Source organism: Coleofasciculus sp., assembly GCF_046565525.1.
GTDB lineage: Bacteria > Cyanobacteriota > Cyanobacteriia > Cyanobacteriales > Coleofasciculaceae > Coleofasciculus.
Genome location: NZ_JBKHUP010000026.1, coordinates 59,789 through 75,279 on the forward strand (window position 1 = coordinate 59,789; position 15,491 = coordinate 75,279).

The 15,491-nt window shown below is 43.6% G+C and carries 15 protein-coding genes; 11 read left to right on the plus strand and 4 right to left on the minus strand.

From position 1 onward, the window contains the following. Positions 1-24 precede the first annotated feature (24 nt). Positions 25-921: an alpha/beta fold hydrolase gene (locus tag ACLGGO_RS11815; protein WP_446419453.1), complete on the minus strand. Its 897-nt coding sequence runs from the start codon at positions 919-921 to the stop codon at positions 25-27. A gap of 98 nt (positions 922-1,019) precedes the next feature. Then, positions 1,020-1,637 (minus strand): Uma2 family endonuclease, encoded by a 618-nt coding sequence (locus ACLGGO_RS11820; RefSeq protein WP_446419454.1) that lies wholly within the window; start codon positions 1,635-1,637, stop codon positions 1,020-1,022. Between the two features lie 365 nt (positions 1,638-2,002). Here ACLGGO_RS11820 and ACLGGO_RS11825 point away from each other — a divergent pair, with 365 nt between their 5' ends. The 4 genes from ACLGGO_RS11825 to ACLGGO_RS11840 all read left to right on the plus strand — a co-directional run bounded on the left by ACLGGO_RS11825 (position 2,003) and on the right by ACLGGO_RS11840 (position 6,991). Continuing rightward, positions 2,003-5,209 (plus strand): HEAT repeat domain-containing protein, encoded by a 3,207-nt coding sequence (locus ACLGGO_RS11825; protein ID WP_446419455.1) that lies wholly within the window; start codon positions 2,003-2,005, stop codon positions 5,207-5,209. Positions 5,210-5,237: 28 nt separating this feature from the next. After that, entirely contained in the window at positions 5,238-5,507 is a 270-nt protein-coding gene (locus tag ACLGGO_RS11830) for a UPF0175 family protein (protein WP_446361049.1), read from the plus strand. Positions 5,508-5,862: 355 nt separating this feature from the next. Beyond that, positions 5,863-6,150 carry an ATP-dependent Clp protease adapter ClpS gene (gene clpS / locus ACLGGO_RS11835; protein WP_446348685.1) on the plus strand — a complete coding sequence of 96 codons (288 nt, stop codon included), beginning with the start codon at positions 5,863-5,865 and terminating at the stop codon, positions 6,148-6,150. 43 nt (positions 6,151-6,193) lie between these two features. Next, positions 6,194-6,991: a CPBP family intramembrane glutamic endopeptidase gene (locus ACLGGO_RS11840; protein ID WP_446419456.1), complete on the plus strand. Its 798-nt coding sequence runs from the start codon at positions 6,194-6,196 to the stop codon at positions 6,989-6,991. Between the two features lie 40 nt (positions 6,992-7,031). On the opposite strand, the gene ACLGGO_RS11845 is transcribed toward ACLGGO_RS11840, so the two are convergent. Continuing rightward, a complete protein-coding gene (locus ACLGGO_RS11845; RefSeq protein WP_446419457.1) occupies positions 7,032-7,262 on the minus strand; it encodes a DUF3134 domain-containing protein in 231 nt (76 codons plus the stop codon). A gap of 63 nt (positions 7,263-7,325) precedes the next feature. Here ACLGGO_RS11845 and ACLGGO_RS11850 point away from each other — a divergent pair, with 63 nt between their 5' ends. The 6 genes from ACLGGO_RS11850 (at position 7,326) to ACLGGO_RS11875 (ending at position 13,356) form a co-directional block, all read left to right on the plus strand. Beyond that, entirely contained in the window at positions 7,326-7,910 is a 585-nt protein-coding gene (locus ACLGGO_RS11850) for a PAP/fibrillin family protein (protein WP_446419458.1), read from the plus strand. Further along, positions 7,907-8,710, plus strand: coding sequence for a PD-(D/E)XK nuclease family protein (locus ACLGGO_RS11855; RefSeq protein ID WP_446419459.1), 804 nt, complete (start codon positions 7,907-7,909; stop codon positions 8,708-8,710). Before ACLGGO_RS11850 ends, ACLGGO_RS11855 begins: the two co-directional genes overlap by 4 nt. A 425-nt stretch (positions 8,711-9,135) precedes the next feature. Further along, on the plus strand, positions 9,136-9,561 hold the full coding sequence (locus ACLGGO_RS11860; protein WP_446419460.1) for a hypothetical protein: 426 nt from the start codon (positions 9,136-9,138) through the stop codon (positions 9,559-9,561). 84 nt (positions 9,562-9,645) lie between these two features. After that, positions 9,646-10,329: a ComF family protein gene (locus ACLGGO_RS11865; protein WP_446419461.1), complete on the plus strand. Its 684-nt coding sequence runs from the start codon at positions 9,646-9,648 to the stop codon at positions 10,327-10,329. Positions 10,330-10,504: 175 nt separating this feature from the next. Beyond that, positions 10,505-10,708, plus strand: coding sequence for a hypothetical protein (locus ACLGGO_RS11870; RefSeq protein ID WP_446419462.1), 204 nt, complete (start codon positions 10,505-10,507; stop codon positions 10,706-10,708). A 5-nt stretch (positions 10,709-10,713) separates the two neighbouring features. After that, entirely contained in the window at positions 10,714-13,356 is a 2,643-nt protein-coding gene (locus ACLGGO_RS11875; protein WP_446419463.1) for a DNA polymerase III subunit alpha, read from the plus strand. Positions 13,357-13,474: 118 nt separating this feature from the next. Here the strand turns inward: ACLGGO_RS11875 and ACLGGO_RS11880 are convergent, their stop codons facing one another. Then, complete coding sequence (locus tag ACLGGO_RS11880) at positions 13,475-14,281, minus strand: pentapeptide repeat-containing protein (protein ID WP_446419464.1); 807 nt, start codon at positions 14,279-14,281, stop codon at positions 13,475-13,477. A 366-nt stretch (positions 14,282-14,647) separates the two neighbouring features. On the opposite strand from ACLGGO_RS11880, the gene ACLGGO_RS11885 reads away from it, so the two are divergent. Further along, positions 14,648-14,896 carry a hypothetical protein gene (locus ACLGGO_RS11885; protein WP_446337102.1) on the plus strand — a complete coding sequence of 83 codons (249 nt, stop codon included), beginning with the start codon at positions 14,648-14,650 and terminating at the stop codon, positions 14,894-14,896. Positions 14,897-15,491: the final 595 nt, after the last annotated feature.

Genomic DNA, 15,491 nt, shown 5'->3' on the forward strand with positions numbered 1-15,491 from the left:
GTTCCCTGACGAATGACAAAATCTTTAGCAATTTTTAATCACCCAAGACTTTAGTCGTTCATTCACTTGGTCGGGAACCTCATCATGGGGACAATGACCGGCTTGGAGATAGTATTCTGTCAGTTGAGGATAATACTGACGGAACTTTGCTCCCCGTTCTTTGGCATTCATCCAGGGATCACCTTCTCCCCATAAGAGTAAGAGGGGACAGCGTAAACTGGCAAGCAGCACATCGATTTTTTCTCCTTGGGGCGATTTGAAGACAGAGGCGAAGACTTTATGGGCTCCGCGATCGCACGAGGGGCGATAGATATCCTCTACCAGTTGGTCGGTAATGGCGCTGTGATCTAAATAGACTTGCTTAAGGGTTCTGCGAATAATCCTCCGTCGCCGCAGGTATTGAAACAAAAGGAAACTCGCCCAAGGTTGCAATAGGAGACTTCGCGTCAGGTTCTTAAACCCCTTTTGCCCTGAATTTGCGGACTCTGGAACCTTCGTCTCGGTAAAAGGACCGGCACTATTGAGCAACACCACCCCCGCAGCCGTATCCGGACGTTGCGCCGCAACACACAGCGCACAATAGCCACCTAAAGAGTTCCCTGCCAATACTACAGGCTGACCAATTACCTGGGTGATAAAATCATGCAACTGATCGCGCCACAACTCACCACTATATTGCCAGTCTGGTTTAGCAGATCGTCCAAACCCCAATAAGTCAATTGCCCAAACTTCAAACTCCTGTTGGAGTTCAGCAATATTCTTGCGCCAGTGATCCGTCGATGCTCCAAATCCATGGATAAGTAACAGAGGGGGGTGTTGCGATCGCTTCTCACCTGCTTTGACGTAGTAAATCGACTGTCCTCGCCACTGCCAGTAGATGCCAGGAATGGTTGCTGTTGCTGCAACGGGGGTCGCCTGCATGGTTCTCGATAATGTTAAGTAACGTTAACTAATATAGCGTAAGCATTAAGGAATGGGGGCGGACGAATCTAACGGGTGTTCAAAAGAGCGATCGCGCTCTACTGTGCTGCCGCAAAAACCTGATCAACAGTCAGCGTTAGGTTGGGTAAAGTGGGCGAGATCAGGCGATCGCCTGCTCGAAATTGCTGTAACTCGTATTCCCCCTCTACCAATTGACAGAGCGTTAAAGTAGGTTGTTTGGGATTGCCAATGAAGCGTCGCCCACCTAATGCGGCATAATCCACAATCCAATATTCCTGGATACCCAAGGCTTCATACTCTCCCAGCTTAATCAAGTAATCATCCCGCCAGTTGCTTGAAACGACTTCTATAATCATCTTGATCGATTTGCCCAGAGTGATGATAGAGCCACTTTCCCAATCCGGTTCATCAGTCAGTGCAGGTTCATCTAGGACAATGACATCCGGTTCATATCCAGAGGTACCATCCAGAGAACGAACAATACATTCTTTAGGGATGAAATAAGGCAAGGAAGCCTGACGAATTGCAGTGCCTAGGTTGTAAGCTAAATCCCCTGACAACTTTGAATGCTTACCTCTCGGTTTTGGCATCTCAACAATTACCCCATGGTGTAACTCATAGCGGCATTCAGCGGTTTCTGGTAGCCACTCAATAAACTCATCAAACGTAATCGGCGGTTGCAAGGCTTGGATCATGGATTCACCTCGTTTTAGCTCTAGAAGTGTGCGATCGCGAACTTCTGCATGAACCGGATACTGGGCAACTTATGAGAGTTAGGGGTGATTTGGGTAAGATTAATTTTTGGGTTGGGACACCCTGCGGCTTGGGTTTTTACAGCTATTCACCATCACAAACAGTTTCCTAACTGTCTCCAGTTTAATCATCTAGGCATTATGCCAGATAGCCAGCCTATGATAGAGAAGACTCTCTTAAAATCAATGGCACTGAAAATTTGCCTTTTCGGATCGTCGAAACCCTTGATAGACCGTAGGGTGGGCACTGCCCACCAGACTTAAGGAGTGTGCCATTCCTCTTAAGATGGATATAACATCACTTTCCCATGATTGCGCCTAGCAAGTTTCAGGATTACCTAAAAAACATTTGCCACTGCTACGAAAAGTGGTGGGCTGTGGATGCGTTGACTGAAACAATCGCGGCTAAACAGGCAACCTTCTCATTTGAGCAGATGGTGCAAACTGAAGAGAAGAGACAAGAAGATAAGCCACAAATAGTCCCACTGCCAATACTTAAAGGAATCCAGAATTATGTTGAATCCGAGCATATTTTACTGGTAGGTTCGCCCGGTGTCGGCAAATCTACCGCGCTTTTGCGTTGTTTAGTCAGTTTGGCAAAAAAGGAGCTTGAGAAACCAGAACCTCGAATTCCTGTGCTGGTTCCGTTGAAAAGGTACAACATCCGTTTTTCTACCTCTGAAGATCCTTCGGGGATGTTGACTTTGATTAGAAATGCCCTTAAGCCACAACTACGACTGAAAATTCCAGACGTTGAAGAACTATTGTTTCAGAAACGGCTGATTCTGCTCTTGGATGGCTTTAACGAGATGCCAGCAGACACCGTTCGTACAGAACTTAAAGCATTTCGTGAGGAGTGCCAATATTCAGAAGTACCACTCATCTGTACAACGCGAGAGCTAGGTAGCGGCGATTTGGGCATCAAAAGGCGATTGGAAATTCAACCTCTCAATCCTTCAGAAATCAATCGCTTTTTACAAGAATGTATCCCCACTCAAGCGGAACAAATCTTGCAATTATTGAGCCGAGACAATCGAGAGTTGAGCCGCACGCCATTTGTTTTATGGATGCTGTATCAATTGTTTCAGGAGAAGGATATTGTTGTCGAGACGTTGGGAGAAGCATTCCGTCAATTTTTCCAGTCTTTCAAAAAATATAAGGAAGACGCACCCGTTACAGATGAACGCCGTAAAGGTTGGAATCGCTGGTTGGAACATCTGGCGTTTACAATGCTGAACAATCCGGAGCCAACTGATCCTGGGTTAATTATCTCTGATCAGCGAGCAGAAAAAGTTATCGCTGAAAGGTTTGGTGAGCATTATGGTACTTCCTCCCGGATTGAAGAGTTGCTTAAGTATCACCTTTTAGAAAGAGTCTCTGATCAAGAAATCACTTTTCACCATCAACTAATTCAGGAATACTACGCGGCGGAATACTTGCTCAAATATGTACCTGAACTTCTAACGAATGAGGCAGGTGTAAAAAAACTGAAGTGTCATTATCTCAACCACCTGAAATGGACAGAGCCAATTGCCATTATGTTTGGGCTACCAGAAATTACTGAAACCTATGCAACAAAAACAATAGAGCTGGCACTAGATGTGGATTTGATGTTAGGTGTAAGGCTAGCGGGAGAAGTAAAGCGGGATTTTCAGGAACAAACCATTGGGTTAGTAAGTGTAGCTAAATTATTCGATGAGGCAGAAGTTTCGGATTGGCTACAAATCGAGCTGGTGGGAAGGACACGCTCTAGGTTAGCTTTGCCAAAGCTACGACAATTTCTGAAAAACTCAAATATAGATATTGCCCGAAAAGCGGCTGCTTGGATAGGTTTTCTGGGGTATCAAGAAGCAATACCCGACTTGCTCCGGATGCTGTCAGAGTTAGACCGATGGATTCCTCAAGAAAATGGTTCCCGGACACTAACTGACCGAACAGTGTCACTAGAAATAGAAATTATTGAAGCACTAGCAAAGCTATCCCAAAAAGATGCTGCATTAAAACTACATAAGCTTCTTGATGAATCTTCTCCCTATATCTACTTTTGGTTACAGCCTAAACTCGGTAGTTTACTTTCAACTATAGATCCAGAATTTAGTGCGGAATGGTCACTAAATTTATTGGAAAACACTAGAGATCCGGAGCAGTTCAGACAAGCGTCAGACTTACTATCCCAGGTAGGATATTCAGATGCTCCGTCTAAATTGATTCAGAAATTACACGATGAGCAAAATCCACAAGGTTATCAAGCTATTATTAGGAGTTTGGGATTATTTGATGCAGATGAGGCAGTATCTGCCCTAACAAACCTGATAAAAAGCCCAGATTCATCTATTCGGAAGCAGGCAGCAAAAACTTTAATTGAACACAAGCGAACCAATGCAACAAATGACTTAATTATTCACCTAAACAATTCAGATTGGAATATTAGATGGTGTGCGGCTGTTGTTCTGGGCAATTTTGCTAATAATGCTGCTATTCCAATGTTTTTAGAAGGTTTATTAGATAAAGAGCATCGAAGAATTAGAATTACTGCTGCTCAATTGCTGGGTATGTTCGAGAAGGATGAAGTAATTTCTGCACTGCGATCTTCACTAAAAGACCCAGATTATGCCGTCCGCAGAAGTGCGGCTATGTCATTAGCGAACTTTAATCAACAAGAAGCGATTCCAGAACTCCTTAAAGCATTGCGGCATTACCATCCTTCAGATGATTCGCCTGAAAGTGTCGAAATACCTTCCCCATGGCAAGAGGATCGTAGAGTTTCTATTCCTGGAATGACGTATGAAATACTCAATCAGCTTGGAGATAATGAAGCAATTCAAGCATGGTTGTTTGAACGCAATTCTAGAGGCGCTAGAGAGCAAGTATCTTGGGCAATTGATGCGATTCAATCACGCTATGGATTCTACAACTACGGAATTGATCAGCAAGCTAAGGAAGCAAATAATTTAGGCTTTGAATATGATTTTATCAGAGGTTTCTACGAAGACATAGATAAAGTAATCTATCAAATTCAAGAAAATCCTGAACTGCGCCAAAATGACACAGAAGACCGATTGACTATAGACATCGTGAATCAATTGCGTAATTTCGGGTATAATGCATCACATGACACGAAAAGCGGTGGTCATGTTGACATTACTGTTAGAAAGAATGGTTTTTTGTGGCTTGGAGAAGCAAAGATTTATAAAGACAACAATTATTTGTGGGAAGGTTTTCTACAGCTCACTACAAGATACTCAAGTGGCGACTCTAATCAAGAACATGGCGGTTTATTAATTTATATCCGTGATGAAGATGCCAGCTCAATCATGGAAAAATGGCAAAATTACTTGCTTGAAAAAAGCTTAGCAGATTATAGTTTTAGACATTGCCACATTAGAAGCCTAGCTTTTATATCAACTCATAGATATGAACGATCAGGTCAAGCCTTTCATGTCAGACATATCCCAGTCATGCTTCATTTTGCGCCCAAGGATAGAAGTGGACGACGTAGAAAAGAATCACCTTAAACCCTACAAATTCAATTAAAAGCTTACCATGCAAATCACGATCGAAATTCCTGACGAAATCGCCAATCAACTACAACTGCAACCTGTCAACATCTCCCGCCGAATTTTAGAACTCATCGCGGCTGATAACTATCGCAAAGGACAGATTGGAGCCGCCCAAGTCCGCCAAATGCTTAACTTCTCATCCCGTTGGGAAACTTATGAATTTCTAAAGCGTGAAAAAGCCTATTTGCCCTACACTGAAGATGATTTAGAGCAGGATTCACAAGCGATTCGCAATGTTTTATCCCAAGAATGATTATTGTCTCTAATACCTGCCAAAACTGGCATCCTTTAAATGGAATGGTACTGAAATTTTGGTTGGTGGGCAATGCCCACCCTACGGTATAGCAATGATGGAGGCGATCCAAAAATCCTGACTGGAGCGTGCTATTGAGCTTAAATATGAGTTTGTGTGTCATTTCAGGTTATTTAGTCACACATTAAGACTATAAGGATTGTGGAATCGAGTCAAGATTCGGCTATCTCTACTCGCCAAATCGGGTGATTGGTCTGATAATTGTTGAGTAATATAAAGAAAAAGCTAAAATGGGGAACTGTACCCCAGCAACTATTTTTTTGTAAACACTAGAACGAGAGGGAGAAGCCTAGCCGTGTCTGTGGAAACGATTGAGAAGCGTTCAACATCAACTGTTCGGAAACCCGCACCTCGCTATCGTGTTTTGCTCCACAATGATGATTTCAACCCGATGGAACATGTGGTGCAAGCCTTGATACAGACGGTACCGAGTTTGACTCAGCCGCAAGCTGTCAATATTATGATGGAAGCGCACAACTCAGGAATTGCTCTAGTCATCACCTGCGCTCTGGAACATGCAGAGTTCTACTGTGAAACCTTGAAGAATCACGGCTTAACCAGTACGATTGAACCGGATGAATAGGGAGACGTAAGTCCTGAACATTTTAAGACAAAACCTCCCGAAATTGGCACAATACCCAGCACCTGTGCGGCTGGGTTTGTTTGTTGTTACCCTAGGGCTATTTTGGTTACCGTTAGCTGCGCCAATCTACCTTTTAGTCGATGACTCAAACCTAGTCACTATTCTAACGATGGCGCTATTGTTTGGGGAATTTCTCGGGCTACTAAAAGTTTGGGGACGCTCAGTTTATGGAGAACCTCAACTGTTAAAGCAGTATGGGTTGTACTCCTCTCGGCGCAATGGGATAGACTTGCTCAATGGGTTAAGTATTGGTCTATTTTTTACCCTAGGCTTGTTTGTGTTAGAGGGGGGATTAGGCTGGCTAAACTTTCAATCTCCCCCGAAACAACTGGGGCGGATTATTTTAGAAGGATTGCTTAGCGCTCTGGGTATTGGCTTAGCAGAGGAGTTAGTATTTCGGGGTTGGTTACTGGATGAGTTGGAGCGAGACTATTCTCCTAAACTATCTCTTTGGGCAGATGCGCTAATTTTTGCTACGCTGCATTTTCTCAAACCTCTCGCAGAAATTATCCGCACGTTACCGGGATTTCCGGGGTTAGTGCTGTTGGGATTAACCTTAGTTTGGGCAAAGCGAGGACAAGGGCGTTTGGGTTTACCCATTGGTTTACATGGGGGGTTGGTTTGGGGCTATTACATCATTAATGTGGGACAACTGGTGCAGTATTCGGGTCAAGTTTCTCCCTGGATAACCGGAGTCGATGGTAACCCGATCGCGGGATTTATGGGGTTAGCTTTCTTGATGGTGTTAGCTTTGGGGATCAGGGCGCGGTTTATCAAATAAGCGATCGCGCCCTAGTTTATCCTGATTTTATGCCCGTCCGTTAATCTTCATCGGCTATATCATCATCATCGTCGTCATCATAATCATTGTCATCTACACCCATCAGTTCCGAGATTTCCTCTTCATCATCAGGGACATCCTCCTCGCTAACATCACGCGCCAGCAAACGATTCGTCTGTTCTAACCAATCTAAAACTGAGGTTTCACGCTGAACTGGAATGATGGGAGCGAGTTGTTCACGAGACTCTTCACGCAAAGAAGGATTATACATAGGAAGCTACAGTAAGTCGATATTAATGATACCATATTTAACAGTGGATTGTCAGGACTACAGATGGTTAACAAAGCCACATTACTAGAAGCGATCGCGGGAAAAAATCGGGGGTTATTGGCAACGGAAACTGAAAAAACAGCGATTTTGGCAGCCGTTGCCCAATTAGAAGACCGCAACCCCACGCCACGTCCTCTGGAAGCGCCGGATTTGCTCGAAGGGAACTGGCGATTACTCTACACAACTAGCAGCGATTTGTTAAACTTGGGTCGGTTTCCCCTGTGGCAATTGGGTCAAATTTACCAATGTATTCGCACCGCTGACGCGAAGATTTATAACATTGCCGAGGTTTCTAGTTTGCCTTATCTGGAAGGAATTGTCAGTGTGGGAGCGCGGTTTGAACCTGTTTCCGAACGCCGAGTTAATGTCAATTTTGATCGGTCTGTTGTCGGATTACAGCGCTTAATTAAGTATCAATCTCCCACTAATTTTATCCAGCAAATTGAAACTGGAAAAAAATTCGCTGCTCTTGATTTTAACATTCAAAGTCGAGAGCAACGGGGCTGGTTGGAGACTACCTATCTCGACGAAAATCTCCGGATTGGACGAGGGAATAAAGATAGTGTATTTGTCCTCACCAAACCATGAATCCTGATCAAACTCCAGTTTCCCTGACTCGCTTATCCCAAGGACAGCTCAATCTTTTAGAAACCTGTCCTCGTAAATTTCAACTGATGTATGTGGATCAGTTCGGAAGTCCTGTTTCACCAGAACAACAAGAACGTCTGACGTGGGGAAGTTACTTTCACCTGTTGATGCAACAACGAGAACTCGGATTACCGATAGACTCGTTGCTGAAGGATAATCCCCAACTCAATCATTGGGTTACGGCGTTAATGGATGCAGCACCCGATGTATTTACCCGCAATTCTCAAACCTTTCGGGATGCTGAGCATTGTCGCACATTAAAGGTTCAAGGCTATTTACTAACGGTTATTTACGACTTATTTATTGAAGACGAAAAAAGCGCCCAAATTCTCGACTGGAAAACTTATCCTCTACCAACAAATCGTCATCGGTTAGCCAAAGATTGGCAAACTCGCTTATACCGATATATTTTGCTTCAAACCAGTGATTATTTACCCGAACAGATTTCAATGACGTACTGGTTTGTGAAGTCTAAACCCCGCCCCCAATGTCTTACTTTTGCCTACGATAGAGTACAACATGAAAAAACACAAGCGGATTTAACCGAGTTGCTCACTCGCTTATCAGGATGGTTACACCGCTATCAAAATGATCATATCCCGTTTCCCCAAGTGCCAATATCGGCGGGTAAATGCGATAACTGTAGCTTTGTGATACGCTGTCAGCGAACTGGGGAAAGTTCGGTTAGTGATAATGATTTATTACCCAATTTGGCTGATATTGAGGAAGTATCAATTTAAGTCATTCGTCATTCGTTAGGGAACTCTGAACCGGGAACAGAAGTAGCATACTATGTCTGGAATACCCTCCCCCATCTTCATCATCTTCTAGACACCTCTGCTACCCCGCACCCCTGCACCCTGCTTCCGCTACATCAACGGTGATTCCGGATAGTCGTTCGTTGATTAGTAGGTATAAACGTAAAGCCCTTTAACTTGACGAAGTATTGGGGTTTGAAGACTAGCGTAACTAAGGATGATCTAATGGTGCAGGATCTAATGGGTTAAACGATTGTAATCACTCTGTTTGAGAAATAAATGAGTATTGCATCTCGTCCAAATAATCATTAAACCAGGATTCAACTTCTACCTATTTCTATCCAGCTCTAAGTTTTTATAGAGGCTGGAATAAAGCTGTTTGTGAATTGGCAAGGGTTATAACTTCAATGATTACAACCAACATTTGGCTGGTCTTTAGTTTTTACCTGGTTTATGTAACAATTAGCATCCCACTCTTTTTTATGACATCTGGCGGCTGGATGTCAATCTTTTTCTACATCGCCTTTACGGGATTGTTCTACATTGCGACGACAATCTTTTTGTTCTTTAGTGCGACTGCCCGGACTGCAAAGAGACGAATGAAGGTGAAAATAAAGGGAAATTTTCTAATCAGAATTATTGCGCTGCAAACCTTTGTTATTCTGTTTAATTACGGAACCTGCGGCGATAATATCTGCTATCAAGGGTTCTTACCAAGTCTTTTGGAGGAAACAAATTTTCCAGTAATTTTCACGCCGCCATTTGTGGTCGTTTTGTTTGCCCTTTTGTTGTATTTGGGGTTTTTGTCAATGTTTTTATTGGATGTGGCTTAAGGGAACAGGGAACAGGGGGGAAATGAGAAGATTTTTCATGGTATAATAATTAGCCTGAGTTCATGGAAAATTGACAATAAAGAGATGAAAGGAGGAATCGGACAGTTGAGGAATAGCTTACTGTCTTTATTCCTGAAGTCAAACTGTCCATTATGCGATCGCGCCACTGATGCTGAATTGTGCCAATACTGTCAGCGTCAGTTACAACGCTGTCAACTGAAGCATCCGAGTCAATTCTGGCAAGGGGAGTTACCGATATTTGTCTGGGGAGATTATGGCGGCGCTCTCAAACGTGCGATCGCGGCGCTAAAATATGAGAATCACACTCAGCTAGCCCGTCCCCTGGGATTTTGGTTGGGTGAAACTTGGCTAAAATCGGCGGCGGCGCAGCAGAGTAAAAAATTAACCGTGATTCCGATTCCCATTCACCCCAGCAAGCGACAACAACGGGGATTTAATCAAGCTGAACTCCTTGCCCAGAGTTTTTGTCAATTTACAGGGTATAATTATCAGCCTCACGGTTTAGAACGTGTTCGCGAGACTCAAGCCCAGTTTGGCTTATCGGCAAAGGAGCGATCGCAAAATCTCACGGAGGCTTTTGCCGTGGGTAAGCGCTTTGGCAAACGTCCACCCCATTCACCTGTACTGATTTTAGACGATATTTACACCACAGGCGCAACAGCCCGTTCAGCCACGCAAGTGTTACGCCAGCAAGGAATCAGGGTTTATGGTATTGTTGCGATCGCCTCTTCTAAACAGGGACGATAGAGATGCAGATGCATTCGTAGGGGCGAAGCATTCGCGCCCAAATTGATCGGTTTTCTACCAAAGTTTCAACGCGAATGCTTCGCCCAACCCCCGGTTCACCAACCCCCGGTTCACCAACCCCCGGTTCACCAACCCCCGGTTCACCAACCCCCGGTTCACCAATGACGAATGACAAATGACCAATGACCAATGCCTAATCACTAAATATAGGGTTAACCTGAATGATGTATCCTTATATATAGGGTATAGGGGAAGAAGGGTAAATCTGGATTACTTGGGAATATCATTAGACCCGTCAGCTTATCATGAACGTGAGCGATCGCGCCCGTTATCAATAGCCCGATCCTATCGCCCCTTAACTGAATCCTTATCTGTGTAGGTTCTATGTCCTTCGTCGGTCTACATATTCACAGTGACTACAGCTTACTTGATGGCGCGTCCCAGCTACCGCAATTAGTGGATCGGGCGGTGGAATTGGGTATGAGTGCGATCGCACTGACGGATCATGGGGTAATGTACGGCGCGATCGAGTTGATTAAAGTCTGTCGGGGGAAAGGGATTAAGCCGATTATCGGCAATGAAATGTATGTGATTAATGGGGATATTCAGGATAAGACGAAGAAGAAACAGCGTAAATACCATCAAGTTGTCTTGGCGAAAAATACCCAAGGCTATAAAAATTTAGTCAAACTGACGACAATTTCTCATCTGAAAGGAATCCAAGGAATAGGAATTTTTCAGCGTCCTTGTATTAACAAAGAATTACTTAAACAGTACCGTGATGGATTAATCGTCACCAGTGGTTGTTTAGGCGGAGAAGTCCCCCAAGCGATTCTCAAGGGTGACGTGCAAAAAGCACGAGAACTTGCCAAATGGTATAAAGAGGTTTTTGCCGACGATTATTATCTAGAAATTCAAGATCATGGGTCGATTGAAGACCGGATTGTTAACGTAGAAATTGTTAAAATTGCCCGTGAATTAGAGATTAAAATCGTCGCGACGAATGACTCCCATTTTATCTCTTGTTACGATGTCGAAGCCCACGATGCCTTACTCTGTATGCAGACGAGTAAATTAATGGCAGAAGACAAGCGGATGCGCTACTCCGGCACCGAGTATCTCAAGTCCGCAGAGGAGATGGCACAGCTATTTCGGGATCATTTACCCTTCGGAGTGATCCAAGAGGCGATCGCGAATACTCTGGAGGTAGCTGAAAAGGTTAAACGTTACGACATTATGGGGGAACCGCGCATCCCCGATTACCCGGTTCCCAAGGGTCACAGCGCCGATAGTTACTTAGAAGAAGTCACTTGGAATGGACTATTAAATCGCATGGGATGCCGTTCTCGCAGTGACATTGATCCCGTCTATAAAGAACGGCTGGAATATGAGCTGAAAATGATGCAACAGATGGGATTTTCCACCTATTTTCTAGTCGTGTGGGATTATATTAAATATGCCAGAGATCAGAAAATTCCCGTGGGTCCGGGACGGGGTTCAGCAGCGGGTTCTTTAGTTGCCTATTCCCTGAAAATCACTAATATTGATCCAGTGCATCATGGGCTTTTATTTGAGCGCTTTCTCAATCCAGAACGGAAGTCTATGCCGGATATTGATACCGATTTCTGTATTGAACGCCGGGATGAGGTAATTGAGTATGTCACCCAGAAATATGGGGCAGATCGGGTGGCACAAATTATTACATTTAACCGGATGACCTCGAAAGCCGTATTAAAAGATGTCGCCAGGGTTTTGGGTGTTCCTTATGGGGAATCGGATCGGATGGCGAAAATGATTCCAGTTTCACGGGGAAAACCTACGAAGTTAAAGGTAATGATTTCTGAGGACACACCCTCACCAGAGTTTAGAGATGCTTACTTAAATAACCCCGAAGTTCAGCGCTGGCTGGATATGGCAATTCGGATTGAAGGAACCAATAAAACCTTTGGCGTTCACGCGGCGGGGGTGGTGATTTCTGCCGAACCTTTAGATGAAATTGTTCCCTTGCAGGTGAATAATGAGGGGGCAGTGATTACCCAGTATTTTATGGAAGACTTAGAATCTCTGGGACTGTTGAAGATGGATTTTCTAGGTCTTAAAAATTTAACCACGATTCAAAAAGCGGCGGAATTGATTCGCAAAAATAAAGATCTCACCTTAGATCTCGATCACTTACCCCTGGCTGAACGGAAGGCGTTTCAGATTTTGGCAAAGGGAAAATTGAATAAAATCCCGGATGATATAAAACTGACCTATCAGCTTTTAGAGAAAGGCGAGTTAGAGGGAATTTTTCAGTTAGAATCCTCTGGGATGCGCCAGGTGGTGCGGGAGCTAAAACCGTCGAGTATTGAAGATATTTCTTCGATTTTGGCATTGTATCGCCCCGGACCTTTGGATGCGGGTCTGATCCCTAAATTTATTAACCGGAAACACGGGAAAGAAAAAGTTGAGTACCAACATCCTCTATTAGAGCCAATTCTAAAAGAAACCTATGGTACGCTTTGTTATCAAGAGCAGATCATGAAAATGGCTCAGGATTTGGCGGGGTATTCCCTGGGTCAAGCGGATTTGCTAAGGCGTGCCATGGGAAAGAAGAAAGTTTCAGAAATGCAAAAACATCGAGACATTTTTATCGATGGTGCGGCAAAAAATGGTGTAGCGAAGCGAATTGCGGAAGAGTTATTCGAGCAGATGATACTATTTGCTGAATATTGCTTGAGTTATGACACGCAGATTCTCACGGTTGAATATGGCGCTGTGGCGATTGGGGAAATAGTAGAAAAGGGAATTGATTGTACGGTTTATAGTGTGGATGAGCATGGCTATGTTTACACCCAACCCATTGTACAATGGCATAATCGTGGTGAACAAGAGGTGTTTGAATATCTGTTAGATGATGGTTCGACAATTCGGGCGACAAAAGACCATAAGTTTATGACAGATAAGGGTCAAATGTTACCGATTGATCAGATATTTGAGCAAGAATTGGAGTTGAAGCAGGTGGAGGTATTGCAACCTGTTTTTTAAGTAGGAAAAAGGTAAATGACATTGCCTTAAACCTTGCTTGTGCCTTGACAAACCACCTAAGAGGTAAACGTCACTCTTGTCGGTTGGGTTGAGGTAATAAACATCGAGAAGCGCCACGTTAGGGACAATCGCGATTAGAAATAGTTCTATCGGGTAAAGTGGTATTACAGAATACTGCACCAGTTAAATCGGCATCTTGTAGGTTAGCACGACTCAGGTCAACATCCCAGAGGTTGGCTTCGCGCAAATCAGCATTCGTTAAAAAGCTATTACTCAAATTAGCACCTCTGAGGTAAGCGCCATTTAAATTTGCATTATTAAGTCTGGCATTACTCAGGTTAGCTTCTGTGAGATTAGCGGCTTGCAGATTAGCACCATTGAGTCGAGCATTATCCAGATTAGCACGTCTGAGATCAGCGCCTCTGAGTTCGGCTAAGGTGAGAATCGATTGAGACAGATTGGCTTCACTCAAGTTGGCTAAACTTAACAGCGTTTGGGTTAAGTTCGCACCAATGAGAGTAGCATTACTTAGGTTAGCCGCTTTGAAGTTGGCTTCTCTGAGATCTGCACCCCTGAGATCTGCACCACCCAGAAAGGCGCGAGTTAGATCAGCATTTTTTAAGTCAGCGTTACTGAGGTTGGCATTAATCAGGTCAGCATATTTGAGGTTAGCATCACTGAGAGTCGTTTGGGTGAGGTTGGCTTGACTCAAGTCGGCATACGTTAAAATACTTTGACTCAGGTTACTATTACTCAGATCGGCATTTGTCAAGTCACAGGTAGAACATTCGCCAGTATCTTGTAACTGTTTCAGATGGTCAGGATTTTCCGCGTTTAGGGGAGTGGCTGTCAAAAAGGGCGTTAGGAGTAAGAAGATCGGCAGAATGTTGAGTTTCATCTGATTGGTGATTAGGGATTCTTCCATGACACAACCACAAACCCAAGCCTATAGGTATTTTTCCCTAATCTGGGCAGAAGCGATCGCAAAAATTCAGCAATTTCACTGATTCTAACTCCTAGAGTAACGGATTATGCTTAAAAAGCAAGGACAAGGAAGCAAACTCTTAGTTGTAGATGCAGTTCCCTGGTAGCTATCTTTAGCTACCAGGATTTTCCTTTAGATTGCTTAATTTTTTAGACGCCTTGGTTCCGTGGGATCTGGTAAGTCTCTTCCTTTGAAGAATTATCCCGGCTCAAAAATCCCTATCCAGACTGAGGCGATCGCTAATTGTTATCGGTCAAAATAAAGCTAATTACTGAGAACTCACAGTTAGTCTACTCCTCTAGACTTATGCCTAAAGATACTTACCAACAATCACTCCAAGCTGCTACCGCCAGATATAACGCTTTATTATGCCAAAGCTATAGTCAACTCAGTTTGGAGGACAAAATGTTTCTTGAAAATTTCCGCTATTATAAACAAATGTCCTTGAATCAGGTGGTTCAAGCCTTAGACGCTCAACTGAAGCACATTCAAGGTAAGGATTATTGGAGTACCCGTCAAAATACTAAGCTATTTAATTTTAGTATCGACCGATAAGCTCCGAAAAAATATTATTTGAGCCAAGGGTCGGGGGAGAGGGCGACCGAGCAAATTGAGTGGATTGGTGTTTTTAATTAGGCTAAGCGGGTCGCCCCTAAAGTTTATTGTTTAGGGTGAGCCATTTATTTTCCAGCAATGTTATGGTATTACCCGCTCATCCCGATTATCAGGATATAATTATATTTAGAAGAATGATGATGTATTATTCAGTCCGTTTTAACGGACTTTAACTATGAGCCTTGAAATTGATTTCAAGGCGGTGTGACAGCGGGGTAATAAATCCAATCAATATGTTAACGGGATGTAAATTGATTAAAGATGGTGTGACATCGTGGTAATAAGTGCCAATCAATATGTTATCATTGGTGAAAATTAATTGAAGATGGTGTGACATCGTGGTAATAAGTATTACCCGCGCATCCGCCTGGGAATCAATTCCCAGGCTCATAGCCAAAGTCGTCTGAAGACGACTCAGCAATAATACCAGCTCATCCCGATTATCAGGATATAATTACATTTAGAAGAATGATGATGTATTATTCAGTCCGTTTTAACGGACTTTAACTATGAGCCTTGAAATTGATTTCAAGGC

Bases quoted from the DNA above. Each gene is read 5' to 3' on its own strand.
- ACLGGO_RS11865 (WP_446419461.1), top strand. From the start codon at position 9,646: ATGAAAGGAGGAATCGGACAGTTGAGGAATAGCTTACTGTCTTTATTC.
- ACLGGO_RS11850 (WP_446419458.1), top strand. From the start codon at position 7,326: ATGGTTAACAAAGCCACATTACTAGAAGCGATCGCGGGAAAAAATCGG.
- ACLGGO_RS11845 (WP_446419457.1), bottom strand. From the start codon at position 7,262: ATGTATAATCCTTCTTTGCGTGAAGAGTCTCGTGAACAACTCGCTCCC.
- ACLGGO_RS11880 (WP_446419464.1), bottom strand. From the start codon at position 14,281: ATGGAAGAATCCCTAATCACCAATCAGATGAAACTCAACATTCTGCCG.
- ACLGGO_RS11825 (WP_446419455.1), top strand. From the start codon at position 2,003: ATGATTGCGCCTAGCAAGTTTCAGGATTACCTAAAAAACATTTGCCAC.
- ACLGGO_RS11855 (WP_446419459.1), top strand. From the start codon at position 7,907: ATGAATCCTGATCAAACTCCAGTTTCCCTGACTCGCTTATCCCAAGGA.
- ACLGGO_RS11885 (WP_446337102.1), top strand. From the start codon at position 14,648: ATGCCTAAAGATACTTACCAACAATCACTCCAAGCTGCTACCGCCAGA.
- ACLGGO_RS11815 (WP_446419453.1), bottom strand. From the start codon at position 921: ATGCAGGCGACCCCCGTTGCAGCAACAGCAACCATTCCTGGCATCTAC.
- ACLGGO_RS11820 (WP_446419454.1), bottom strand. From the start codon at position 1,637: ATGATCCAAGCCTTGCAACCGCCGATTACGTTTGATGAGTTTATTGAG.
- ACLGGO_RS11830 (WP_446361049.1), top strand. From the start codon at position 5,238: ATGCAAATCACGATCGAAATTCCTGACGAAATCGCCAATCAACTACAA.
- ACLGGO_RS11875 (WP_446419463.1), top strand. From the start codon at position 10,714: ATGTCCTTCGTCGGTCTACATATTCACAGTGACTACAGCTTACTTGAT.
- ACLGGO_RS11870 (WP_446419462.1), top strand. From the start codon at position 10,505: ATGACCAATGACCAATGCCTAATCACTAAATATAGGGTTAACCTGAAT.
- ACLGGO_RS11860 (WP_446419460.1), top strand. From the start codon at position 9,136: ATGATTACAACCAACATTTGGCTGGTCTTTAGTTTTTACCTGGTTTAT.